Here is a 23,324-nt window from a genome sequence, read left to right as displayed (position 1 = left end):
TCCGCCCCGATGCGCGCCGTCAAGGCCTTCCTGTTCGCGTTAACGCTCATTTGGGCGTTCGCCGCCGCAGCCGACGTCGCCGTGCCGCAACTCACCGGCCGCGTGGTCGACCGGACCGGCACGCTGTCGGGCAGCGACGTCGCTGCGCTGTCGCAAAAGCTCAGCGACTTCGAGACCAGGAAGGGCAGCCAGATCGCCGTGCTGATCGTGCCGACGACGGACCCGGAGACGATCGAGCAGTTCTCGATCCGCGTCGCGGAGGCCTGGAAGGTCGGCCGCAAGAAGATCGATGACGGCGCGATCCTCGTCGTCGCCAAGAACGACCGGCATCTGCGCATCGAGGTCGGCTACGGCCTCGAGGGCGCGCTCACCGACGTGACCTCGCGGCGGATCATCGACGAGGTCATCACGCCGAAATTCAGGGAGGGCGATTTTGCCGGCGGCATCTCCGCCGGTGTCGACCGGATGATGCGCGTCATCGACGGCGAACCACTGCCGGTCCCTTCGCGCAGCGTGAATTTTGGCAATCTGGGAGACATCGGCCCGATCCTCCCCGTCACGCTGTTCGCCTCGCTCATCATCGGGGGATTTTTGCGTGCGCTGCTGGGGCGATTGCTGGGCTCGGTTGCGACCGGCAGCCTGATCGGCATCCTAGCGCTGATGTTCCTCGGATCCGCCGCGGTTGCCCTCATCGCCGGGGTCATCGGCTTCCTCCTGGCGTTCATCGCCGATCTTTTTCCGCAGTCGACGGGATCGTCGCGCGGCGGCTCCTGGTCGAGCGGCTCTTCGGGCGGCAGCTGGAGCAGCGGTTCATCGTCGAGCGACAGCGGCAGCTTCAGCGGCGGTGGCGGCAGTTTTGGCGGCGGCGGCGCCTCGGGGAGTTGGTAGGTCATGAGCATTGGGCGCATTACCCGGCATCTCCTCCAGCACCATTGGCGTGCGAAGCAGGTGTTTCCGCAAGAGGTGCTCGACCGCATCGAGCAGGCGATCAGGCAAGGCGAGACGACGCATTCCGGCCAGGTGCGCTTTGTCGTCGAAGGTGCGCTCGATGGCCGTCCGCTGTTTCGCAACCAGCACGCCCGCGAGCGCGCGCTCGATGTGTTTTCGCATTTGCGGATCTGGGACACCGCGCACAACAACGGCGTGCTGATCTATCTCCTGCTCGCCGATCGCGACGTCGAGATCATCGCCGACCGCGGCATCGACGCCAAGGTGGGGGCGGCAGGCTGGGAGACCATCTGCCGCGCCATGGAGGCCAAGTTCAGGTCCGGGCAATTCGAGCGCGGCGTGATCGACGGGATCGCTGCGGTGTCGCGCGAACTGGCGAAGCATTTCCCGCCGGCTGGACCGCATCCCAACGAGCTGCCAGACAAGCCGGTGGTGATGTGACCTCGACGTCGTCCCGGCGAAGGCCGGGACCCATACCGCGAGGTCCATCGATTGCGTGCGGTGCGAGCTCCGGGCGACCCGTCTTCGCCAAACTGCTCCCTGTGGTTATGGGTCCCGGCCTTCGCCGGGACGACGATGTGAACGTGGCTGCTCGACTCCCCCACCGCCGAGTCAATCATCCAGCTTGTTCAGATCCCGCACCGATTGCATGATCGGCTCGAAATTCGAGCGCGCGTCCAGCGCATCGAACAGCTGCGCAGTGTCCTCCAGCAAGGCGTGCGACCGTGCAATCGCGATCCGCACGTCGTCCTGTGGCGTGTCCGACAGCCGACCGTGGCCTGACAGCAGGATCTTGGAATTCAGCCCCTTCAGCCGTTCCAGCGACTGGATGTAGTCGGAGATGCTGCCGGAGCCGAACACGCCGCCCATCACGCCGCCGGGCATCAGCGTGTCGGCGGCGAACAACAGGCCCTTGTCCTGGTCGAACAGCGTGATGCAGGCCGAGGTGTGGCCCGGCGTGTACATCACGTTGAGGCGGAAATTGCCGAGATCGATCAGATTTCCTTCCTCGAGCCAGATGTCGATGTTGATCGGCACGTTCGGCTCGTTGAACATCTTGCGCAGCATCGAGAAGTCGTCGCGCAGCATGATTTTGTTGGCGGCGAGCCGGTGCGCGGCGATGAAGGTGCGGCGTTCATTGAAGTGCCAGGCCGCACCGATATGGTCGAGATGCTCGTGGCTCAGCACCACCATGTCGATCTTCTCGGGCGGGCAGCCCGCGAAGTTGAGGCACTCGACCATCGCCGGATAGTTCGAGGACAGGCCGACATCGATCATGATGGTGCGCGCCGAGCCGCGCACCAGATAGGCGTTGGCGGCGCGGTTGGAGAAGCGGATCTGATAGACGTCCTCCGCCGCCTGGATCAGCGAGCAGGTGTCGTTCTTCATCAGGATCGGGAAGGCGGTGGGCTTCCGTTCGCTCATGGTTGCGCCGCACGGTAGGTAACGGCGTTGGAGGCCCGCAACCGTTTCGAGAGTGCGTCCATCACCATCAGCGCGAAAGCCGGTTGCTGGCTGACGAGATAGACGAAGCGGGCGTGGTTGATCTTCATCACCTTCGTGTTCGGCGCCGCCGCGATCGCCGTCGCCGAACGTGCGGAGCCGTCGATCACGGCCATCTCGCCGAAGAACTCGCCCTTGCCGAGCCTGATGATGCTGGTCTTGCTGGCGCCGTTGACCTTGGCGATCTCGACTTCGCCGTCGAGCACGACGAACAGCTCGCGGCCGGTCGAGCCTTCCTCGAAGATGATGTCATCGACACCAAACTCGTTGATGCATTTCTCGATCGTCATGGCACTCCCAAAGCCTTTCTGGCGGACGGGACGGGCATGTTAGCCGGGGAACCGTGACGGGCAAACAACCCCTTCGGCTAAGCCGGGTCGCCTGCCGCAGGGCAGCATGGGTTGACAATTTGTTGCACACCGCCACGCCGGTTCCACTTTCCCGACCCAATTCGGCCTCGGACGAGTTCCTAAAATTTCGGTAAGCGGGTCCCGAGGTAAGGAATTCGCAAGCAATGAAAGTTACCAAAAGGTCAACCCAGACTGGAGTATTTGAGCCGTGAGCGAACCCATGCCCGAACTGGCCGGCCAAGAGACTGGCGACCCGACTGGTGACCGGACTGGCGCCGCCGCCCCCGGCATTGATGCCCCCTCGATCGCCCCTGACCACGAGGCGCCGCCCAAGCCTGATCCGGTGATGCCGGATGCGCCGAAGGTCGAGCCGCCCCGGATCGAGCTGCCCAAAATCAGCGCCGCGCCGGAAGCTGAAACCAAGCCCGAACCCAAGTCCGGCAAGCTCATCGTGATGGCCCCCTCGGACCGTTCGTGGGACCGCGAGGAGTTCGCCCCGCACGTGAAGGCCGACGAGACGCGCGAGACCGGCGGCAAGCGCCTGTCGGCAATGGCCGCGGTCGTGGCGATCGCGGCCTGCGTCGGCGCCATCAGCGGCGCGCTCGCGACCGCCGGCATGATGCATTTCGCAGGCCCTGCGCCGGCCCAGGTTGCCGACACCGGCGCGCTGGACGCCTCCGTCGCCCGGATCGATGCCGATCTCGTCGCGCTCAAGGCCAATGTCGAGCACACCTCCAAGAACGGTCTCAGCCAGTTCAACCGGGCCAACGACCGCCTCGACAAGCTCGAGAAGGCGCAGGCCGAGCCGATGGCCAAGCTCGCAAAGCTCTCCGAGACCGTCGACAAGCTCCGCGCCACGCCGCCGGCTGCGCCCGCGCCGCAGGCCGCCGCCGCGGTGCCCGCGAAGGAAACCACCGGTTCGATTGCGCCGACCCAGGTCGCGATCGCCGCTGCCGCGCCGGCGCCTGTGCCCGCCGCGCCCAAGAGTGAGGTCGGCCGTCTGCCGACCGTCGAGGGCTGGGTGCTCCGCGACGTCTCCAATGGCGGGGCGCTGATCGAAGGCCGTGGAGGCCTCTATGAGGTCTATGCCGGCGATCCCGTGCCGGGCCTCGGCCGCATCGATGCGATCCGGCGCCAGGACGGCCGCTGGGTGGTCGTCACCAGCAAGGGCCTCATCACCGCGCGCTAAGCGCTGGTTATCCGACTGTCGAAGAGGCGCTTCACCACCATGTGAAGCGCCTTTTTGCTTGAATAGGCGGCGAAGTGCGGTGTTAGTGGAGGCATGAGCCGCGCGTTGCGAATTCTGGTTGCTGTCGTCGTGTTGTTCGGCGGCGCCATGTCGCTATCGGCAACAGAGAACGCGTCGCTGACGCGTGGCACGGCAATCACCGATCCCGATCTCCTGCGAAAGCTCGATGAGGACGACGTCCTCACGATCTCGCGCCTGCTGTGGCTCGAGCGGAACGCGAATTTTCCGCTGATGACCGATCAGCTGTTCTCGTCGCTGCCGCAGCTCGCACCAATTCTCCCCGCGATCGACGCGGAATTCGATCGCTATATTGCCCAGCACAAGGCGGCGTCGCCGAACGAGACGATCGGTGTCGGCGAAGGCTTTGACGTTCAGCTGTTCGATCGCGCCAATCTGAAATCGCCCGATACGCACTTTGTGCTGGCCGGCATCGTCAACCGCATGGATCGCGCTTATGTATCGGAAGAATCCTGCGGCGAGATCCGGCTGATCTATCGTCTGGCGCGGTTCGAGACCAGGGTCGACGGCAGCAAGTCGGCGACGCGCCTGCCCATGACCTTCAATCTGATCATGAAGGCGCGAGATGCGCGTCAGACCGAAGCCAACGGCAAGCCGGTCACCTGTGCCGAGGTCGCGCGGCGCTGGCTCGACCATGGCGACTGGCAGGGGCTGATCGGCGGTCATGTCTTCCCCTATGACGCGATGGTCGATCGCATCGAGACCAACATCCAGATCTCGATCGCGCCGAAATCGGCGCTGCACGATTTTCGCTCCGACTATCTCTTGAAGGTGTTCAAGTATGACGCCGCCACGAAACAGTTCGTGGAATCGACGCTGGAGAACCAGATCGACCGCGACCGCATTCTTGCCGACGACGCGCTGCGGCGTGACTTCAAGACCTGGCTGCTCGCGCCCGAGAATTTTCGCGACTTCGATCGCGGCACGGTGCTGATCCCGGAGAAGTTCCTGGCCAAGAGTGCGATCGCGCTGACGCCGGCCGGATTCGATGCGTCGGACTTGCAGCCGGAGTTCGGCATGGTGCAAGGGGAAGGAAAAGGGGAAGGCAAAGACGACCCCGTCTTCACCGACAGCGACGTGGTCGGCGCGCTGAAGCAGGCGGCTACGCGCGGCATCACCATGGAGAACATCCGCTCGGTCGCGGGCTTTCAGCGTCGACTCAACGATGTCACCTGCTCCGGCTGCCACCAGACCCGCGGCATCGGCGGCTTCCATTTCCCCGGCGTCGATTGGCTCGCGGACAAGCCGTCCAACGCCACCATCGTGCCGGCCTCGCCGCATTTCGTCGGCGACCAGCTCCGCCGCCGCGACATCCTGACCGCGTTCGCCGAAGGCAAACATCCTGATTTTTCACGCGGATTTGCCAGCCGGCCGCAGGCCCGCGGCAGCCGGGAGCTCGCTGGCACCGAATACCAGGACGGCTGGGGTGCGCATTGTTATTTGCAAAACCCGGGATCGGGACCGGCTGACAAGAGTTTTACGTCATGGACCTGTGCTAAGGGTCTCACCTGTCAGGCTGCTTCGGCATCGAGCCGCATCGGCATGTGCTTCATCAAGACGCGTTAGCGCGTGATCCCAAAAGGTCACGCACAAGACAAACGATTTGGATGACCCATGACGGACACCAGCGACGCCAACAAGGAGCGCAATCGCGAGATCGCGCGCAATGAGGAAGCCAAACAGGTCACCGGCAGCATCCGCGTCAGCACCTGGGCGGTCGCGGTGGTGGTGATTATCGGCGGGATCCTGTTCACGCTCGGCTGGCTGGCGCTGCGGTAGAGAGCGCCTCACTTCGCGTAGTTCGTCATCCGCTTGCCGGGCAGGAGTTCATACGCAGGCTTCCAGCCGGGCAGCGCGGCCATGCGGCCAAGCCAGGCGTGGACGGCGGGATGGCTTTCCGCGAAATTGAAGCCGTGCTCGTCGCTCGGATAATGCAGATAGGCCATCATCGAGATATCGGCGACCGTCGGTTTCGCGCCGATCGCGAAGGCGTTGTGCTGGAGATGGCCGTCGAGAATACCGAGGAAATCGTCGAGCCGCCGGCGGAAGTGCTTCAGCACCTGCGGATCGTTTGTCTCGGTGAAGGCCCGCATGAAGCGATAGGTCGCCATGTAGCCGGTGAGCTTGTGGTTGTCCCAGAACAACCAGCGCAATAGCTCGAACTTTTTCGCCTCCGTCTCGGCGCCGAAACGCCCGTACTGCTCGGCTAGCTTCAGCAGGAGCGGCGCGGTCTGGGTCATCTTCACGCCGTCGACCTCGAGCACGGGAATCTCGCCCATCTCGTTGACGGCCTTGCGCCACTCCGCCGTGCGCGTGACGCCGCCGCCGAAATCGGTCCAGACCGGCTCGAATGTCTCGCCGCACAGCGTCAGCATCAGCGCCAGCTTGTAGCTGTTGCCGGATTCGGGGAAGTAGTGCAGGCGGTAGCTAGGCATGGGACCTCGCGGGACACTATATTGGCGGTGAAGCTACATCGTCCCACGCCGTCATTGCGAGCGCGGCGAAGCAATCCAGCAATGCATCTGTAGCCGAGCCGCAACTACACACTTAGTGTCGTCCCGGCGAAGGCCGGGACCCATAACCACAAATCTTGGTTTGGCGAAGATTGGCAATGACCGGCTCGTGCCGCAACTACTGCTGCGGCGTATGGGTCCCGGCCTTCGCCGGGACGACACGGGAGTGTGAGGCGCTGCCTTACCCCACAGCCCCCTTCGACCGCAGCTGCTTGATCGCGGCCTCGTCGTATCCCGCGCCACGCAAAATCTCGTCACTGTGCTCGCCGACGCCCGGCGGCTTGCGCGGCTGAACCTTCCTGGTGCCGTCGATCCAGATCGGGCTGGAGATGGTGAGCATGGTGTCGTTCTCGAACGGCACCAGCACCTCGTTGTCGAGCATCTGCTTGTCGTTCGGAATGTCGTCCAGAATGCCGACGATGCCGAACACCAGCCCGTTGCCGTCGAGGATTTTTCGCCATTCGGCGAGGTCCCTGGTCGCGAAGGTCTCGTCAAAGATCTTGATCAGCTCGATCGAGCGGGCGTGGCGGTCCGGCTTGGTGGCGAAGCGCGGATCGGTGATCAGGTCTTCGCGGCCGAGGCATTTGGCCAGCGTCGGAAACTGCTTTTCCTCGCTGAGCAGCGACAGGATCAGCCAGCGCCCGTCCTTGCACTGATAGTGGTTGGCGACCGCATTGAGCGCGCGCTCGCGCGGGCGACGCTCGCCGAACTTGGCGCCGCAGAGCTTTGCCTGCGCCAGCACGCTCGCCGCCCATACGCCGTTCGCCATCAGGTTGGAGGCGACATGCGAACCCTTACCCGTCTTCTCGCGCTGATAGAGCGCGGTGACGATCGCGCTGTACAGCGCCATGGCGCAGGGATGGTCGCCCATGCCGGCGACCGAGCGGGCCGGCGTGGTGTCGGTGTCGGCGCGAACCAGATCCATCAGGCCGGAGCGCGCCCAATAGGCGTTGCTGTCGAAGCCGGGCTTGTTGGCCTCCTCGCCCTTCTCGCCATAGCCGGTGAAGGAGGCGTAGATCAGCCGGTCATTGAGATGGGCGAGGTGGTCATAGGTGATGCCGAGCTTGGTCCGCACCGGCGGCGGCATGTTGGTGATGAAGACGTCGGCCTCCTCCACAAGCTTGTAGAGCACGGCCTGCGCCTCGGGCTTGGAGAGGTCGAGCGCGAGACTCTTCTTGTTGCGGGCCTCCAAGAGCCAGGCGAAATTGTGCTCGCCGGTCGGATAGCCCGGCAGGTTCGGCAGATTGCGGTAGGGATCGCCGGCGCCGGGCGGCTCGATCTTGATGACATCGGCGCCGAAATCCGACAGCACGGTCGCCGCCGCAGGCGCTGCGATGAAGCTCGCGCAGTCCAGAACCTTCAGCCCCGCAAAAATGCCTTTTTCCATCGCGGCGTTGCTCCCTCGCTCTTGTTGTTTCCCGCTGGCTGGAATTCACAAATTCTGACAGCACAATCATTTGACCGATGTTCCGGCCGGATGCAACGCCGTCCGGCCATCGCTTTCTCGGGGCCGGCATGCCAGACGGTTATGGCAATCCGCTCGCCTCGGTTGTACAGCTTGGCCGACCTGCTGCGCCGCTTCGCGCAGGTTGATGTTCGTCCAAGGATTCGCCGGTTATGTCGATCTCCGTCGTTCGCCTGGTGTCCGTCGCGTTCCTGATATTGTGCGTCGTGTCCGGTTCGGCCCAAGCGGGCGACATCGAAGACTGCAACGGCCCGCCGTCCGAGAAGGTCGAGGCCGCCTGTGGCGCCGTCATCAATGACCAGGCTCGCACCGCCGACGAGCGTGTTCGCGCTTATGTGAACAGATCGCGTGTGTTCATGGGCCGCGCCAATCTCGATGCGGGGCTGGCGGACGCCGATGCCGCGGTCCAGCTCAACCCGAAATCGGTGCCTGCCTTGCTGTCGCGCGGCTATGCGCGGCAGCGCAAGCAGAATTTCGACGGCGCGCTCGCCGACATCACCCAGGCCATCGAGCTCGATCCCAAGAGTCCGAATGCCTATGCGGCGCGGGGCGGCCTGAAGACCGATCAGAAGCAGTGGACGGACGCGGCTGCGGATTTCACCCAGGCGCTCAGCCTGCGCCAGGACTTCGCGCAGGCCTATGTCGGGCGCGCACGGGTCTATGTCGAGCTGGCCCAGCTCGATCAGGCGATGACCGATCTCAACACCGCGATCTCGATGAGTGCGAGCCTGCCGGCTGCCTTCTTCTGGCGTGGCCAGGTCTATCGCCGCAAGGGCGACATCGATCACGCCATCGAGGATTTTTCGCGGGCGATCGCGCAGACGCCGCAGGTCGATCGCGGCTCCTATTTCGCCCGGGGGCAGCTGTTCAGCTCCAAGGGCGACTACACGCGCGCGATCGCGGATTTCGACAAGGTGCTGTCAGTGGCTCCAAACGATCCGGCCGCGCTTCAGCAGAAACAGTCGGCCATGGCGATGCAGGCGGAGCTCGCGAAAGTGCAGGGTGGGCCGCCCGCTGCCGCTGCTCCCAAGGCAGCCGCCGTCGCTCCGCCGCCTGCCGCACCGCAGCCAATGGTCCCGCTGGCAACGATCCCGCAGGGGACGATCCCGGCGCTCGCGCCGGGCCTGAGCGAGGCGGCGCAACTGATCACGCAGAAGAAATTCGCCGATGCCCTGCCGCGCCTCAACACGGTGCTTGCGGCCGATCCCCGCAACCAGGCTGCGCTCAAATTACGTGTGGCCGCCAACCTGTCATTGTCTCGCTTCGCCGAGGCACGGACCGATCTCGACGTACTCCTCAGGATGAAGCCGAACGATTCGCAATTGCTGACCTCGCGGTCGGTGGCCTTGATCGGCATGAGGCAGTTCGATCAGGCCACGGCGGATGTCAATCAGGCGCTCAGTTTCAATCCGAACAATGCCGCAGCCTTGGTCTGCCGCGGCATGGTCAGCCGGCTCACTGGCAAATTCCAGGATGCCATCGCCGACTACGATCGCTCGATCGCGCTCAATGACAAGGATTACATGGCGTATTCCGAGCGCGGTCAGGCCTATATGGGACTGAACCAGAACGACAAGGCCGTGGTCGATTTCGACCGTTCGCTGGTGCTCAATCCCCTCAACGACACCGCGCGTGCGTCGCGCGGGCTGGTGCTGCTGCTGAAGGGGAACACCGCCGAGGGCCTCGTTGACGTCAAGAACGCGCTCGATCGCAATCCCAATAATCAGACGGCCGAGCTTGGCCAGGGGCTGGCGATGCTGGTCTCCGGACAATACGACCGCGCCATCGTGGCGCTCGATCAGCTCGCCGGCAAGTCGCCCGCCGACGCATTCGTGCGCACCCTCCGCGCACGCGCGTATCTCGCCAAGAAGGATGCACCTCACGCCATGACCGATCTCGATGCGGTGCTGGGGATACGGCCGAACGATCCGGATGCGCTCGCTCTGCGCGGGATCGCCTTCACGTCGATGAAGCAATACGACAAGGCGCTGGACGACCTCGGCAAGGCGATCGTGCAGAAACCGACCATCGAGCGTTATTTCGCACGCGCGGGCGCCTATGAGGCCAAGGGCGATCTGGACAAGGCGACCGACGACTATCGCAGCGCCACCCAGCTGGCGCCGGCAAGCGTGTTCGACATCGCGGCGCAGGCGCAGTCCAAGCTCAAGATCCAGCAGCTCTCCAAACGCATTCCGTGCGGCAATTCCGGAAAGTCCGGCACCAACGATACCTGCCTTTGAGTTCTACTCCTCGCCCGCGAGCAGCGCGGCGTTGCCGCCTGCGGCCGCCGTGTTGATGGTCACCGTCTGCTCGGTGGCAAAGCGCGCGAGATAATGCGGGCCGCCGGCCTTGGGGCCGGTTCCGGACAGGCCGTTGCCGCCGAACGGCTGCACGCCGACGACGGCGCCGATCATGTTGCGGTTGACGTAGAGGTTGCCGACCTGGACGCGGTCGATGATCGCCTCGACCGTGTCGTCGATGCGCGAGTGGACGCCGAGCGTCAGCCCATAGCCGGTGCGCTCAATCGCTTGCAGCACGCGTTCGAGGCTTTCGGCACGGTAGCGCACCACATGCAGGATCGGGCCAAATACCTCTTCGGTGAGCTGGCTGGCCTCCTTGAGCTCGAAGATGTGCGGTGCGACGAAGCGGCCCTCTGCGGCAACGCCTGCAAAATGCAGGCGCGCCTCGCTCTTCATCCGCGCGATATGCGCGTCCAGCCGCTGCTTGGCCTCGACGTCGATCACCGGGCCGACATGGGTCGCGACCTCGCCGGGATCGCCGATCCTAAGCTCGCGCGCCGCGCCCGCGATCATCTCGATCATGCGGTCGGCAACGTCCTCCTGCACGAACAGGAGCCGCAGCGCTGAGCAGCGCTGGCCGGCAGAGCGGAAGGCCGAGGTCACGACGTCGTCGGCGACCTGCTCGGGCAGCGCGGTGGCATCCGCGATCATGGCGTTGATGCCGCCGGTCTCCGCGATCAGCGGCACGATCGGGCCGTCCTTGGCGGCGAGCGTGCGATTGATGGCGCGTGCGACCTCGGTCGAGCCCGTGAAGACGACGCCGGCGATATCGGGGTGCGCGGTCAGCACCGCGCCGATGCGGCCGTCGCCGATGACGAGATGCAGTGCGCTTGCGGGAATGCCGACCTCGTGCAGCAGCCGCACCGCTTCAAGGGCGATACGCGGCGTCTGCTCGGCGGGCTTTGCCACCACGCTGTTGCCGGCCATCAGCGCCGCCGTGACCTGGCCGAGAAAGATCGCCAGCGGAAAATTCCAGGGCGAGATCGCGACGAACACGCCGCGGCCGCGCATGGCGAGCGCGTTGCTTTCGCCGGTCGGGCCCGGCATCACCGACTCGTGGCCGAACAGCTTGCGGCCCTGTGCGGCATAGTAGCGGCAGAAGTCGGCGGCTTCGCGCAGCTCAGACAACGCATCGTCGAGCGTCTTGCCGCCCTCGCGCTGGAGCAACGCGATGAAATGGGCGGATCGGCTCTCCAGGAGATGCGCGGCCTGCTCCAGCGCTGCGGCGCGCGTGGCGGCGGGCGTCCGGCTCCAACGTGCGAAGCCCGCGCGTGCCGCAGCGATCGCGGCGCCCGCCTGTTCCGGCGTTGCGTCGGTGACCGGCTTGAGGTCGATCGTCTCGGCCCTGACGTCGGTGAGCAGCCGGCCGAGCGCAGCGCGCTCACCAAACTCGATACCGCCCGAATTATGCCGCTCCGGCGCGAACAGATCTCCCGGCAGCGGGATCTTGGCGTGGTGCGCGTGATCCGGCCGGATGATGAGATCGGCCGGGCGCTTCAACAGCGCCGGGACCGGCACGCGATAATCGGCCGCTTGCGCCACGAAGGACGAGTTGGCGCCGTTCTCGAGCAACCGCCGCACCAGATAGGCGAGCAGATCGCGATGGCTGCCGACCGGCGCATAGGTGCGGTAGGCGATGTCGGGGTGATCCTTGGCGAGCTGCTCGTAGAGCGCCTCGCCCATGCCGTGCAGGCGCTGGAATTCGAAGCCGCCAGCATCACCAGCGAGCTCCAGCACGGTCGCGACGGTGAGCGCGTTGTGGGTCGCAAATTGCGGGAAGATGCGCGGCCGTAAGGCGAGCAGCTTCGATGCGCAGGCGACGTAGTTCAGATCCGTCATCGCCTTGCGCGTGAACACGGGATAGCCGTCGAGCCCGCGCTCCTGCGCGCGCTTGATCTCGGTGTCCCAATAGGCGCCCTTGACCAGCCGCACCATCAGCTTGCGGTCGTGCGGCCGCGCCAGCTCGTGGACGTAGTCGATCACCGCGCTGGCACGCTTCTGATAGGCCTGGATCGCGAGCCCAAAGCCGTCCCAGCCGGTGAGCGAGAGATCGGCCAGCGTCGCCGCGATCACGTCGAGCGACAGCTCCAGCCGGTCGGCTTCCTCGGCATCGACGGTGAAATTGAGGTCATAGGCCTTGGCGCGCCGGGCGAGGTCGAGCAGTTGCGGCACCAACTCGGCCATCACACGCGCGCGGCTGATCGCCTCGAAGCGCGGATGCAGCGCCGAGAGTTTGACGGAGATGCCGGGACGGTCGGGCAGGGGATGGTTGCCCGCGGCTTTGCCGATGGTTTCGATCGCGCTGGCATAGGCGTCGAAATAGCGCCTGGCGTCCGCGGCCGTGCGCGCGCCTTCGCCGAGCATGTCGAAGGAATAGCGCGGCTTTTGGCCGGAGCGGGGCTTGCCCCGTTCCAGCGCCTGCTCGATGGTCTCGCCGAGCACGAAATGATTGCCCATCAGCCGCATCGCCTGGCGCGTCGCGGTGCGTACCGCCGGCGCGCCGAGCCGCTTCACCAGCCGGCCGATGGTGCCATCGGGCGTCTCGCCGGGCTGGATCACCCGCGCCGACAGGCCAAGCGCCCAGGCCGAGGCGTTGACCAGGAAGGCGGTGGACTTGGTTTCGTGATGGATGAAGTCGCCCTCGCCGAGCTTGTCCTCGATGAACTGGTCGGCGGTGCGGGCGTCCGGCACGCGCAGCAACGCTTCCGCCAGCACCATCAGCGCGAGGCCTTCCTTGGTCGAGAGTGCGAATTCCCGCAGCATGTCCTCGACGCCGCCGAGCCGGTCGTCGCGCTTGCGGATCGCCTCGATCAGGCGCGTCGCGCTGCGGTCGATCCGCGCCTCCTGCGGCGGGCTGAGATGCGCGGCCGGCAAGAGGCGTGCGGCGATCTCGGCATCATCGGGCGCGTAGGGCGCGGTGAAGGGAGGCGGGATGTTCGGCATGGCGTGTCCTGTGGCTTCCACCCACGATAAGGTCCGCATGACCGTAGTTCGATAGACAAATTAGCGAGTTTGCCTTAGAAACCGAAGCTAGATAGCCAATATAACGTAGAAATTATGGAACTCGATCGAATCGACCGCAAAATTCTCTCCATTTTGCAGGAGGATGGGCGAATCGCCAATGTCGAACTCGCCGAGCGCATCGGGCTGTCGCCGACCTCGATCGGCGAGCGGCTGAAGCGGCTCCAGCGAGAAGGATTTGTCGAAGGCTATGGCGCCAGGCTCAATCCGCACCGGCTCGGTCTTGGCCTATTGGTGTTCGTCGAGGTGCTGCTCGACAAGACCACGCCGGATAATTTCGAGCGTTTTGCGCGCGCGGTGAAACTCGCGCCCGAGGTGCTGGAGTGTCACATGGTTGCCGGAGGCTTCGACTATCTCGTGAAGGCGCGGCTTGCCGACATGACCGCGTATCGACGCTTCCTCGGCGAGACCTTGCTGTCGATGCCGGGCGTGCGCGAGACGCGCACCTATGCGGTGATGGAGGAGATCAAGCGCGACGCACCGTTGCCGGTGGGCTGACGACATGCGGTCGCGATTGTCATTGCTGTGGCGCTGAACCGCGATCTCTACGGGCAAATAGCCTACCGTGCGCAATCGCAACGCCTGTCGTCGAATGCACTGATCGTCTTCTAAAATTTTCTTGGCCCCACTCCCGGATCAATCCGGGAGGCAGCAAACGCCAGCGGGCTTATACTTTGAGGTTCTCTGCGGACGTCTTGCCCCGGTTTGCGATCTCTTCATACTCGACCGTCTGGCCCTCGTTGAGGGAGGACAGACCGGCCTTCTGCACTGCCGAGATATGCACGAACACATCCTTGCCGCCCGACGCAGGCTGGATAAATCCATAACCCTTCGTCGGATTGAACCACTTGACCGTACCTTTAGCCATCACGTCTTCTCCGCGGGTCTTCCTCCGAGATCGCGAACCGCCAGTCCCCGCCAACCGGCCGGTTCGGTCCTAACAGGATACGCGGAATGTGGCGGGCTTGGTAGATCAAACCACATCGGCAATCTGCGGAAAATCGCTCAACTTCGCGGCGTTTTTACCGGTTTTGCCCGTTTCGCGGTCAATTGGCCCGCGCACGTCCCGCCCTCCGTCAATAAGTCGCGGCCAGATAGTCGACGATCTTGCCGACGTCGGCATCGTCGATCGGCGCGCCGTAGACCTTGATCATCTTGGTCACTTCAGCCTGCCAGAAGCCTTTCTTGTCCTTCATCTGCGGCTGCGTGTTGATGTAGTCGGCCGAGTGGCAGGCGGTGCAATTGCCCTGCACGATTTCGAGATTGGGGCCGGGCTTGAACGCGGCGACCTCGTCCGGGATCTGGTAGTTGACGGGCGACGCGGTCACGGCGGGGCCGGTCGCAAGCGATGCAAAACCGACGGCCAGGGCGACGATAAGGAGAACGATGCGCTGCATGATAATTCTCCTCAGGCGACGCTGACGCGGGTGGTTTCGACGACGTTGCGCAAATAACCCGCCGGGTTCCAGCGCGGCGTATCCGGCTGCGTCTCGCCGGAATTGCCGGTGGCGCGCACCTTGAGCTCGTAGGAGCCCGCGGCGAGCTTCACCGGCAGCTTCCATTCGCGGAAGGAGTAGTTGCCCAAATCCTTGCCGAGCTTGGCAGACGTCCAGGTCTTGCCACCATCGGTGGAGACCGAAACATCCTTGATGCCCTTGCCGCCGTCGAAGGCGATGCCGCGCAGCGTGGTGCGGCCTGGCTTCAGCTTGGTGCCGTCGGGGACGCTGGTGATGAAGGAGCGGATAGTGAAGCGGTTGATCGGGATCGTCGCCTTGGGAGTGGTGCCGGGCTCGATCGAATTGTTCGGCGTATCGGGAATGCGATAGGCCCCCTTCATCCAGAAGCCATCATAGACATTGTCGATGACGGTGATCTCGTTGAGATGCTTGACCCAGTAGGTGCCGTAATAGCCGGGCACGATCAGGCGCAGTGGAAAGCCGTTGAGGAACGGCAGGTCCTCGCCGTTCATGCCGTAGGCCAGCATCACCTCGCCGTCGGCGGCATGATCGAGGTCGAGCGCCTTGACGAAATCCGGCGTCTTGTCACTGACCGGGCCGTCCATGCCGCCGAAGGTAACCTGCTTGGCGCCGGCCTGCACGCCTGCCATGTCGAGCAGGGTCTTCAGCGGCACGCCGCGCCAGCGCGCATTGCCCATCGCGCCGTTGGCGAGCTGGCCGCCGGCGACGCGCGGCTCTACGAGGCCGCGGCTGTTGCCGGAGCACTGATTCACGGCGACGATCTCGGTCGCCTTCATCTTCCTGATGTCTTTGAGCGAGAGCTTGAGCGGCTTGTCGACCTTGCCCTTGATCTCGAGCGTGAACTTGTCGGGGTCGAGATTGTAGGGCAGATCGGCGAGGTGATAGCGCACGAAGAACGCGTTGTTCGGCGTGATCGGACCGTCGTTGAACACCGCGAAGGGAGTTTCGAGCTGGGGCGGCCGGCTGGTGAGCCCGATCATCGGCCGCTTCTGCGGATATTTCACCAGCGGCCGCTCGCCATTGGCGAAGGGCAGGGTGACGGTGTCGAGAGCCAGCGCTTTGGTGGAGTTCAGTGCAGTCGCAAGTGTGGCAAGTCCCGCTCCTTTGAGCAGGTCGCGTCGATCGAACATGTAGTCTCCTCCCGGAGCTTTCCGTTGGTTCGCGGTCATCACCGCGAGACTCGTGCCCATCTGTCGCAACGACTCGGATGAAGTCAATTCGTGCTTTCGCAGCACGCCATGCCGCTGCGACGCAGCAAGGCGGTGTCACGTTTGCAATGAGATTGAGCAGAGCTGTAGCCGCGACGACGGTGCACCTCTCCCGCTTGCAGGAGAGATTGCGCCCGGGGCGATGCGATGCATCGTCCCGCACGCGGGTGAGGGTTCTGTCCTCTTGGGGACTGTCCCATTGTGGAGACACCCTCTCCCGCAAGCGGGAGAGGGGGCGCACCGCCTCCCTTGTGGCTCGCCTTACGCCGCGACGCGCTCGCCGCGTGCGATCACGGCCGACAATTTCCTCGTGTCCGCCACGACGCGCACCACCATCGGCTCGTCGCGGCCGCGGATCGCGACCTCCTGGTGCGGCAGCGCGTCGTCGCGCAGGCCGGCGGTGCGGTGGACCTCCTCCGAGACGATCGCCTCGCAGGCCAGCGTTTTGGTCATGTCCTGGAGGCGGGCTGCGACATTGACGGCATCGCCGAGCGCGGTAAAGACGATGTGGTCGCGATAGCCGATGTCGCCGATGATCACCTCGCCGCCATGGACGCCGATGCCGAAGCGGATCGGCTGGCGCAGATCGTGGCTCAGGAGCTCGTTGAGCTCGTCGACATGGGTGCCGATGCCGGCGACGGCCTTCAGCGCCTGGCGGCAGGCTTCTTGCGGATCGCTGGTCAGGCCGAACAGCGCCAGCATGCCGTCGCCGACGAACTGGTTCGGCTGGCCGCCATTCTCGATCACGGCTTGCGACACCGCTGCGAGGAAGCGGTTGACGATGAAGACGGTGTCGAACGGCAGCCGCTTCTCGGCGAGCTGCGTCGAGCCGCGCATGTCGACGAACAGGCTGACGAGATAGCGCTCCTGACCGATTCGAGCAGGCGACGTTGCATTCGCGTTCGCCGACAGCGTATGTGGCATGAAGAGCTGGAAGAAGGAGAGGTCGCAGTCCGGCCGCAGCTGGCAGGCGAGCCTGATCGAGGGATCGGCCGTGCCGACGCGGGCGAGCACGAAAGCCTCGCGCTGCGACGGCTCCGGCAGAGCGCCATGGTCGCCGATGATACGGATGCGGCAGGTCGAGCAGCGGGCGCGGCCGCCGCAGACGCTGGCATGCGGCACGTTATGGCGCAGGCTTGCCTCCAGCACCGAGAGCCCTTTCGGCACGCGCACCGTTTTTCCATTGCCGTAAGACAGCGCGATCATGCCGCCGCGTCGCTCGCGCCAGCCGCGCACGCCGCGCGCCAGCAACACCAGCCCGAGCAGGCCGACATAGCCGATGACGAGGCCGCCGGTGATGCGGTCGAGCGTGTCGGCCTCTGCGACCGTTCCGACCTGGCGCTGCGTGAAATTATGCGTGCGCCATTCTCCGTCTTCGCTGTCGGCGGTGACGCTACGGCCGCCCTGGTAGATGCCGAGCAGCGCCAGCGTCGGAATCAGCACCGCGGCCGCCAGCAGGAACGGCGCGGCGCGGATGAAGAACGGCTTGAGGCGGAGCCAGAAATAAATTCCGATGCAGCCGTGCACCCAGGCGATGATGAGCAGGGTCGTCATCGTCCAGAGCCGGCCGGGCGAGGCGACGAAGAACAGATAGAGCTCCTGCGGATAGAGCTTTTCGTGGCCGTACAGCGTCTGGCCGAGCCGCACGCCGATCACATGCGCCATGATCAGTGCGGGGATGCTCAGGCCCAGCACGAGCTGGATCGGTTCGATCGCCTTCCAGCGGAACTCCCGGCGCTGGTACAGCGCATAGACGCCGAGCCCCATATGGGTGAGGGCCGCGCCATAGAACACGATCGTCACGGGGAGGAACCGCCAGAAAATCGTGTGGTAGTAGACCCCCACCTGCATGGCGTCGACCGAGATGTTGCCGAGCGCATGGTTCAGGAAGTGGCTGACCACATAGGCGAACAGGATAACGCCGCAGACCAGCCGCACCTGCCGCGCGCTGGTCGAGCGCACGAGTTCGGACAATCGTGAAGATGCGGTGGCGGCCATGATTCGGTTGTACCAGTTCATCAAGGAGAACAGCCAGCGGAGAGTTAAATTCCGCCTGTGAACGGGAGCCCCGATCACATGCGCGGCAAGCCGTATCCACCGCTGTCGTCCCGGATCGGCGCGCCCGAAGCGCGCGCCGATCCGGGACCCATAACCACAGGGAGTAGTTTGGCGAAGACTCGTGGTTATCAACTCGTGCCACAACCCCTCCCTGTGGTTATGGGTCCCGGGCTCGCGACTGCGTCGCGCCCCGGGACGAACATGGAAATATGACGCAACGCCCCCAACATTGACTCCCCCTCCCAAGTCGGGGAAAAGCGCGGCCGTGACGATCGCTCCCGACATCATCGTGAAGCCCGGCGGCGCCGCGCGCCGTTCTATCCTCGTGGCGGTGGCCGTCATCGCCGCGATGACGCTGCTGCGCATCGTCTATGCCTCCGCGATCGAGCTGCGCACCGACGAGGCCTATTACTGGACCTGGTCGAAAGAGGCGGCGCTGAGCTTCCTCGATCATCCGCCGATGATCTCATGGTTCATCCGCCTCGGTACCGCGATCTTCGGCGACACCACGCTCGGCGTCCGCTTTGGCGGCATCGTCGCGATGCTGGTGACGCAACTCCTGCTCGCCGACATCGTCCGCCGCCTCACCCACGATGCGCGCGCGGTCGTGCTCGCGGTGTTGATGCCGGAGGCGGCACTCTATTACGGGTTGCTGATGGCCAAGGTCGCCCCCGACGTTGCCATGATCCCGTTCGCGGTGGCGATGATGTGGTCGCTGGTGCGGTTGGCGCAGAGCGGCGACGGACGCTGGTGGCTCGCCGCCGGCCTGTTCGCCGGCCTGTCGCTGCTGTCGAAATTCACCGCGATCATGTTCGCGCCGGCGGTGGCTGTCTTTCTTCTGGTGCTGGATTGGCGCTGGCTGCGCAGCCCTTATCCCTGGCTCGCCGCGCTGATCGCGATCGTCGTGTTCTCGCCGGTCCTGATCTGGAATGCGCAGCACGACTGGGCCTCGTTCCGCTTCCAGGGTGTGCGCGCCACCACCAATTACGGCATCTCGCTGCGCACCCTCGGTGACTATATCGGCCTGCAATTCGGCCTGGTCGGTTTCGTCATGCTGCCGGTGGTGCTGTCGGGCCTCGTGATGACGGCATGGCGCGGCTTTCGCACGCGTGAGCCGGTTGCGATTCTGCTGTCGACCGCGGTGCTGGTGCCGTTTCTCTATTTCCTCGTGAAGTCGATGACGCTGCGGGTGGGCGATACCTGGCCGATGTTCATGTGGCCGGCAGGCTTCGCCGCCGCGGCGATCAATCTCGCAATGATGCCGAAGGTCGGCTGGTCGACGCGGATGATCCGGACGAGCATCTTCTGGGCCAACACGGCGGTGATCTCGGGCATCGCCTTCGTCGTCATCGTGTTCCTCTATTACGTCGCAGCGCCCTGGAACTTCCTTGGCAGGATCGACCCGGTCGGCGGCGAGGCCGGCTTCGAGCAGGTCGCGGCACGCGTGCAGACCGCGCTGGATGAGACCGGCGCGACCTGGATCGCGACGACGGATTACCGTACCTACGCGATGATGCGCTGGCTGTTCCGGGGCCGTGTCCCCGTGACTGAGCTCAACGAGCGCGGCCGCTTCCAGGATTTCCGCGATCCGGGCATGGATCGGATCAAGGGGCACGCCGGCATCTATGTCGGGCGTGAGCCGGACAATCATGCGCCGTTGTGGGATTCGATCCCCGCCAAGCGCGAGCAGCTTGGCCAGGTCGAACGCCGCTGGCGCGGCGTTCTCAGTGATACCTACGTGCTGGAAAAATTAACGGGCTGGACGCCGGAGCTCTCGCCGCCGAAGGACTCACCGCTCTTTCAGTGGCGCGTGCTGGCCTTGGGAGCTACTCCTCGTCCTCTTTCCTCCGCAACAGATCCGTCGCGAGGTCCGACAGCTTTGGCTGTGGCAGCGCTGCGAACGGCAGCGGCCTTGTGACGTCGATTGCGGCCAATCCCAACCGCGCCGTCAGCAACCCGTTGAGCATGCCTTCGCCCAAGCGCTGCGACAGCTTTGCCGCAATGCCGTGACCAAGCATCTGCTGCACCAGGCTGTCGCTTGCCGCCATGCCGCCGGTGATGGCGAGATGCGCGATGACGTGGCGGAGCAGGCGGATCATGCCGAGCGCGCCGGGCCGGCCGCCATAGAGGCGGGCGAGCTGGCGGATCAGGCGAAGCGAGGCGACGAACACGAACATCACGTCGATCAGCGCGCGCGGCGAAACGGCGGTGACGATCGAGACCCGCTGCGCGGCAACCGATACCAGCCGCCGCGCTTCGGCGTCCAGCGGTGCCATCAACTCGCGCTCGGCGAGCCGGATCATGTCGGCGCCGTCGATGATCTCGCCCGCATGGCTCTCCAGCGCGGCGCGGGCGCGCGCGAGCTGCGGGTTCTGGTGCGCGATCTTGATGAGATCCTGCACGATGGCGCGGCTCTCCCTGCGGTCGTCGCTGGCAAGGACCGTGGCCGCACGCTGGTGCAGCTTCTCGATCGTCGCCAGGCGCGCAAGACCAAAAGCTTCGCGCCCGATCACCACCGCGAGCGCAAGCGTGGTGACGAACGCAAGAGCAAGTCCGACGAAGCCAAGGCTCTCGCTGCGCGCAAACAGATCTTCGATCAGATGGACCACGCCGAGTCCGACGCCGAGCAGCGTCAGTCCGGCGAGGCCGGACCAGAACAGCGCGCCCCAGGGAAATCCGCGCCGCGCCGGCAACGTCGTTTCAATCGGGACCGGCAGCATCGCCGGATCGGGCTCGGGCGTGATCTGGATGGTGCCGCGGCCGAGCCGCGCCGTCTCGTCGGCTTCGGTGACGACGACGCCGGGATCGTCGAGCCGGAACGTCGCCGGCCGCCGTGGCTTGGATCGGTCGTTCATGCGAGCTTGTCTCCGATCAGGAACTGCAAGGCACGGTCGAGGCGGATGTGAGGCAGCACCGGCTCTTCGGAGCCTTCGCGTTCGAGCTTTGGCGGGCGGAAGCGCAGGAAGCGGAAATCGCTCTTTTCGGCGGCCTCGGTCGAGAGGCCGCGGAACGCATCGGAGCCGTTGAACAATGGCTCCGGGTCCGCCGGCAAATCGCCCGGAAAGGTCGCAACCTCCGTGTTGCCGTCAAAAAACTCGCCGCTGGCGCTTTCGCCTGCCGCCGGCGTTCCCAGGATCGACGGCAGTTTGTCGCGGCCATGCGCGACCTGTGCCTCGCGCGTGGCGCGCACGGCGGCAAGCGCGACCACGTCGATCTCGGCGCCGGTGTCTTCCGCGCGCGCCACGGCGCGGGTGACGGCGCGGCGCAGCACGGCCTCGAGCCGGTCGTGGCTGGAATGATGCAGATGGTCCGCCTTGGTCGCCGCGAACAGGATGCGGTCGATGCGCGGCCGGAACAGGCTGGAGAGGATCGTGCTGCGGCCGATACGGAAGCAATCGAGGATTCCCGCAAGTGCCGCTTCGAGATCGTGCAGCGCTTCGGGGCCGGAGTTGAATGCGGCCAGCGCATCCGCCAGCACGATCTGGCGATCGAGCCTGGCAAAATGATCGCGGAAGAACGGCCGCACCACGACGTCCTTGTAGGCCTCGTAACGCCGCACCATCATGGCCCATAGCGAGCCATCCGGTGCCAGTCGGCCTGCGGGCACGTCGAGCGGCGCAAAGGTCAGCGCCGGCGTGTCGGCGAGATTGCCCGGCATCAGGAAGCGGCCGGGCGGCAGCAGGCTCATCGCAAAGCGCTCGTCGCGGCAGGCGCGCAAATAATCGGTGAAGAGCTTTGCGGCTGTGAGTGTGGCCTGCTCATCCTCGCGCGCCTCGGACTTGAGGGTTGCAAGATGGGCGTGCCATTCGCCGGCGAGATGCGCACGTGGTGCCTCGCGCGACAGTGCCAGGCTCTCCGCCGACCATTGCTCAAAGCTCTTTTGCAGCAGCGGCAGATCGAGCAGCCATTCGCCGGGATAGTCGACGATGTCGAGCGTCAGCGTGCGATCGGCGCCATTCTGGCGTTGATAGTCGATGACGAGGCGCAGCTCGCTGATGTCGACGGTCGAGTTCGGCCAGCGCCGTTCCTCGATCAGCGCGCGCAGATGACTTTCATAGGCAAAGCGCGGCACGGCATCGTCGGGCTGCGGCGCAAGATGTGCCCGCGCGATCCGGCCCGAGGCATAGGCCTCGAACACCGGAAACCGGCCGCCGCGCGTCAGCCCGTGGATCAGCGCGGTGATGAACACGGTCTTGCCGGCCCGCGACAGGCCGGTGACGCCAAGCCGCACCGTCGGGTTGAAGAAGTGCTCGCCATAATCGATCAGCGCCCGGGCTGACAGGCGCGCTTCCTCGACCATATCCTGGAAACTGAATGGCATATGAATGTTAGAGGATCTCGGCAGGCGGAAATGTGTGACTGGTCACAAAAGTGGCAACTGCGTGAGGAAAATCAAGCTTCATACTTCCACCGCGTTTTTCCGCAAATCCGTCCTTGAACGTCACGTTAACTGTGACAGACCAATATTGGACACCTATCGCGTTGAGCAGACATGACCGTCTTCAGGTTGAAACAGCTGGCATCCACATCCGTCCACGCTGCGGCGGATGCGATCCGCTGGAACTACGACCGCGCCGAGCTGATCGCCGACGGCATCATCCATGGCATCGGCGTGCTCTCGGGCATCATCGCCGCGACCGTGTTGGTGGTGCTGACGGCGATCTATGCCGACGCGATCGACATCGTCGGCGTCTCGATCTATGTCGCCGGCCTGCTGTCGATGCTGGTGCTGTCGGCGAGCTATAATCTCTGGCCGGTGTCGCCGGTGAAATGGCTGCTGCGGCGGTTCGACCATTCCGCGATCTATCTCTTGATCGCAGCGACCTACACGCCGTTCATCCTGGAGCTGAAGGACAGCACCTTCGCGCTGACGTTGCTCATCTGCGTCTGGTGCGTCGCGATCGTCGGCATCGTGCTGAAGCTTCGCTATCCCGGCCGGTTCGACCGCGTCGCCGTCGGCATCTATCTCGCGATGGGCTGGAGCGGCATGATGCTCTACGATTCCGTGGTCAAGGCGCTGCCGGCGCTGGCGCTGGGCTTGGTGCTTGCCGGCGGCATTCTCTACAGCCTTGGCGTGATCTTCCACGCCTGGCGGCGGCTGCGCTTCCAGAATGCAATCTGGCACGGCTTTGTCTTGGCCGGCGCGGCGTGCCATTATACCGCGGTGCTCGACCTCGTGTTGAGCTGACCGCGTCCCGCGCAGCGGGATAAGC

Annotated in this window: 20 protein-coding genes; 9 read left to right on the top strand and 11 right to left on the bottom strand. The window is 64.9% G+C overall.

Going from position 1 to position 23,324, the window contains the following annotated elements; all coding sequences use genetic code 11:
- Positions 1-9 precede the first annotated feature (9 nt).
- Together IC761_RS29145 and IC761_RS29140 are read left to right on the top strand one after the other, a co-directional pair.
- Positions 10-888, top strand: a complete 879-nt coding sequence (locus tag IC761_RS29145; RefSeq protein WP_195800114.1) for a TPM domain-containing protein — start codon at positions 10-12, stop codon at positions 886-888.
- 3 nt (positions 889-891) lie between these two features.
- Positions 892-1,389 carry a TPM domain-containing protein gene (locus tag IC761_RS29140; RefSeq protein ID WP_195800113.1) on the top strand — a complete coding sequence of 166 codons (498 nt, stop codon included), beginning with the start codon at positions 892-894 and terminating at the stop codon, positions 1,387-1,389.
- A gap of 171 nt (positions 1,390-1,560) precedes the next feature.
- Here the strand turns inward: IC761_RS29140 and IC761_RS29135 are convergent, their stop codons facing one another.
- Both IC761_RS29135 and IC761_RS29130 read right to left on the bottom strand, forming a co-directional pair.
- Positions 1,561-2,373, bottom strand: a complete 813-nt coding sequence (locus tag IC761_RS29135) for an MBL fold metallo-hydrolase (protein WP_195800112.1) — start codon at positions 2,371-2,373, stop codon at positions 1,561-1,563.
- The gene (locus tag IC761_RS29130) at positions 2,370-2,741 is read right to left on the bottom strand and encodes a Crp/Fnr family transcriptional regulator (protein ID WP_195800111.1); all 372 of its coding nucleotides are present in this window, start codon (positions 2,739-2,741) and stop codon (positions 2,370-2,372) included. Before IC761_RS29130 ends, IC761_RS29135 begins: the two co-directional genes overlap by 4 nt.
- 280 nt (positions 2,742-3,021) lie before the next feature.
- Here IC761_RS29130 and IC761_RS29125 point away from each other — a divergent pair, with 280 nt between their 5' ends.
- The 3 genes from IC761_RS29125 (at position 3,022) to IC761_RS29115 (ending at position 5,847) form a co-directional block, all read left to right on the top strand.
- Positions 3,022-3,990, top strand: coding sequence for a hypothetical protein (locus tag IC761_RS29125; protein ID WP_195804799.1), 969 nt, complete (start codon positions 3,022-3,024; stop codon positions 3,988-3,990).
- Positions 3,991-4,083: 93 nt separating this feature from the next.
- A complete protein-coding gene (locus IC761_RS29120) occupies positions 4,084-5,634 on the top strand; it encodes a hypothetical protein (protein WP_195800110.1) in 1,551 nt (516 codons plus the stop codon).
- Positions 5,635-5,682: 48 nt separating this feature from the next.
- Entirely contained in the window at positions 5,683-5,847 is a 165-nt protein-coding gene (locus IC761_RS29115; RefSeq protein ID WP_177243364.1) for a hypothetical protein, read from the top strand.
- An 8-nt stretch (positions 5,848-5,855) separates the two neighbouring features.
- Here the strand turns inward: IC761_RS29115 and IC761_RS29110 are convergent, their stop codons facing one another.
- Both IC761_RS29110 and IC761_RS29105 read right to left on the bottom strand, forming a co-directional pair.
- Positions 5,856-6,503, bottom strand: coding sequence for a glutathione S-transferase family protein (locus IC761_RS29110; RefSeq protein ID WP_195800109.1), 648 nt, complete (start codon positions 6,501-6,503; stop codon positions 5,856-5,858).
- Positions 6,504-6,762: 259 nt separating this feature from the next.
- Positions 6,763-7,968 (bottom strand): CaiB/BaiF CoA transferase family protein, encoded by a 1,206-nt coding sequence (locus IC761_RS29105; RefSeq protein WP_195800108.1) that lies wholly within the window; start codon positions 7,966-7,968, stop codon positions 6,763-6,765.
- 230 nt (positions 7,969-8,198) lie between these two features.
- Between IC761_RS29105 and IC761_RS29100 the strand changes: the two genes are divergently transcribed.
- Positions 8,199-10,286 carry a tetratricopeptide repeat protein gene (locus IC761_RS29100; RefSeq protein WP_195800107.1) on the top strand — a complete coding sequence of 696 codons (2,088 nt, stop codon included), beginning with the start codon at positions 8,199-8,201 and terminating at the stop codon, positions 10,284-10,286.
- A 3-nt stretch (positions 10,287-10,289) separates the two neighbouring features.
- On the opposite strand, the gene putA is transcribed toward IC761_RS29100, so the two are convergent.
- Entirely contained in the window at positions 10,290-13,289 is a 3,000-nt protein-coding gene (gene putA / locus IC761_RS29095) for a bifunctional proline dehydrogenase/L-glutamate gamma-semialdehyde dehydrogenase PutA (RefSeq protein WP_195800106.1), read from the bottom strand.
- 114 nt (positions 13,290-13,403) lie between these two features.
- Here putA and IC761_RS29090 point away from each other — a divergent pair, with 114 nt between their 5' ends.
- Complete coding sequence (locus tag IC761_RS29090) at positions 13,404-13,865, top strand: Lrp/AsnC ligand binding domain-containing protein (RefSeq protein WP_018643717.1); 462 nt, start codon at positions 13,404-13,406, stop codon at positions 13,863-13,865.
- Between the two features lie 169 nt (positions 13,866-14,034).
- Here IC761_RS29090 and IC761_RS29085 read toward each other — a convergent pair whose 3' ends face one another.
- The 4 genes from IC761_RS29085 to IC761_RS29070 all read right to left on the bottom strand — a co-directional run bounded on the left by IC761_RS29085 (position 14,035) and on the right by IC761_RS29070 (position 18,051).
- Positions 14,035-14,235, bottom strand: a complete 201-nt coding sequence (locus tag IC761_RS29085) for a cold-shock protein (RefSeq protein WP_008134691.1) — start codon at positions 14,233-14,235, stop codon at positions 14,035-14,037.
- 208 nt (positions 14,236-14,443) lie between these two features.
- Positions 14,444-14,764: a SorB family sulfite dehydrogenase c-type cytochrome subunit gene (sorB, locus tag IC761_RS29080; RefSeq protein ID WP_195800105.1), complete on the bottom strand. Its 321-nt coding sequence runs from the start codon at positions 14,762-14,764 to the stop codon at positions 14,444-14,446.
- Positions 14,765-14,775: 11 nt separating this feature from the next.
- Positions 14,776-15,975 (bottom strand): SorA family sulfite dehydrogenase catalytic subunit, encoded by a 1,200-nt coding sequence (gene sorA, locus IC761_RS29075; RefSeq protein WP_195800104.1) that lies wholly within the window; start codon positions 15,973-15,975, stop codon positions 14,776-14,778.
- Between the two features lie 339 nt (positions 15,976-16,314).
- Complete coding sequence (locus IC761_RS29070) at positions 16,315-18,051, bottom strand: adenylate/guanylate cyclase domain-containing protein (protein ID WP_195800103.1); 1,737 nt, start codon at positions 18,049-18,051, stop codon at positions 16,315-16,317.
- A 409-nt stretch (positions 18,052-18,460) separates the two neighbouring features.
- Between IC761_RS29070 and IC761_RS29065 the strand changes: the two genes are divergently transcribed.
- Positions 18,461-20,029, top strand: a complete 1,569-nt coding sequence (locus IC761_RS29065; RefSeq protein WP_195804798.1) for a glycosyltransferase family 39 protein — start codon at positions 18,461-18,463, stop codon at positions 20,027-20,029.
- Here IC761_RS29065 and IC761_RS29060 read toward each other — a convergent pair.
- Together IC761_RS29060 and IC761_RS29055 are read right to left on the bottom strand one after the other, a co-directional pair.
- Positions 19,938-20,966 carry a YcjF family protein gene (locus IC761_RS29060; protein ID WP_195800102.1) on the bottom strand — a complete coding sequence of 343 codons (1,029 nt, stop codon included), beginning with the start codon at positions 20,964-20,966 and terminating at the stop codon, positions 19,938-19,940. The genes IC761_RS29065 and IC761_RS29060 overlap by 92 nt on opposite strands.
- The gene (locus IC761_RS29055) at positions 20,963-22,432 is read right to left on the bottom strand and encodes a YcjX family GTP-binding protein (RefSeq protein ID WP_195800101.1); all 1,470 of its coding nucleotides are present in this window, start codon (positions 22,430-22,432) and stop codon (positions 20,963-20,965) included. Before IC761_RS29055 ends, IC761_RS29060 begins: the two co-directional genes overlap by 4 nt.
- A gap of 171 nt (positions 22,433-22,603) precedes the next feature.
- On the opposite strand from IC761_RS29055, the gene trhA reads away from it, so the two are divergent.
- Entirely contained in the window at positions 22,604-23,299 is a 696-nt protein-coding gene (gene trhA, locus IC761_RS29050) for a PAQR family membrane homeostasis protein TrhA (protein WP_195800100.1), read from the top strand.
- Positions 23,300-23,324: the final 25 nt, after the last annotated feature.

The sequence above is a fragment of the Bradyrhizobium commune genome (assembly GCF_015624505.1).
GTDB lineage: Bacteria > Pseudomonadota > Alphaproteobacteria > Rhizobiales > Xanthobacteraceae > Bradyrhizobium > Bradyrhizobium commune.
The sequence above is the reverse complement of the archived record's forward strand: the minus strand, read 5'-3'. Positions and strand labels throughout refer to the sequence as shown.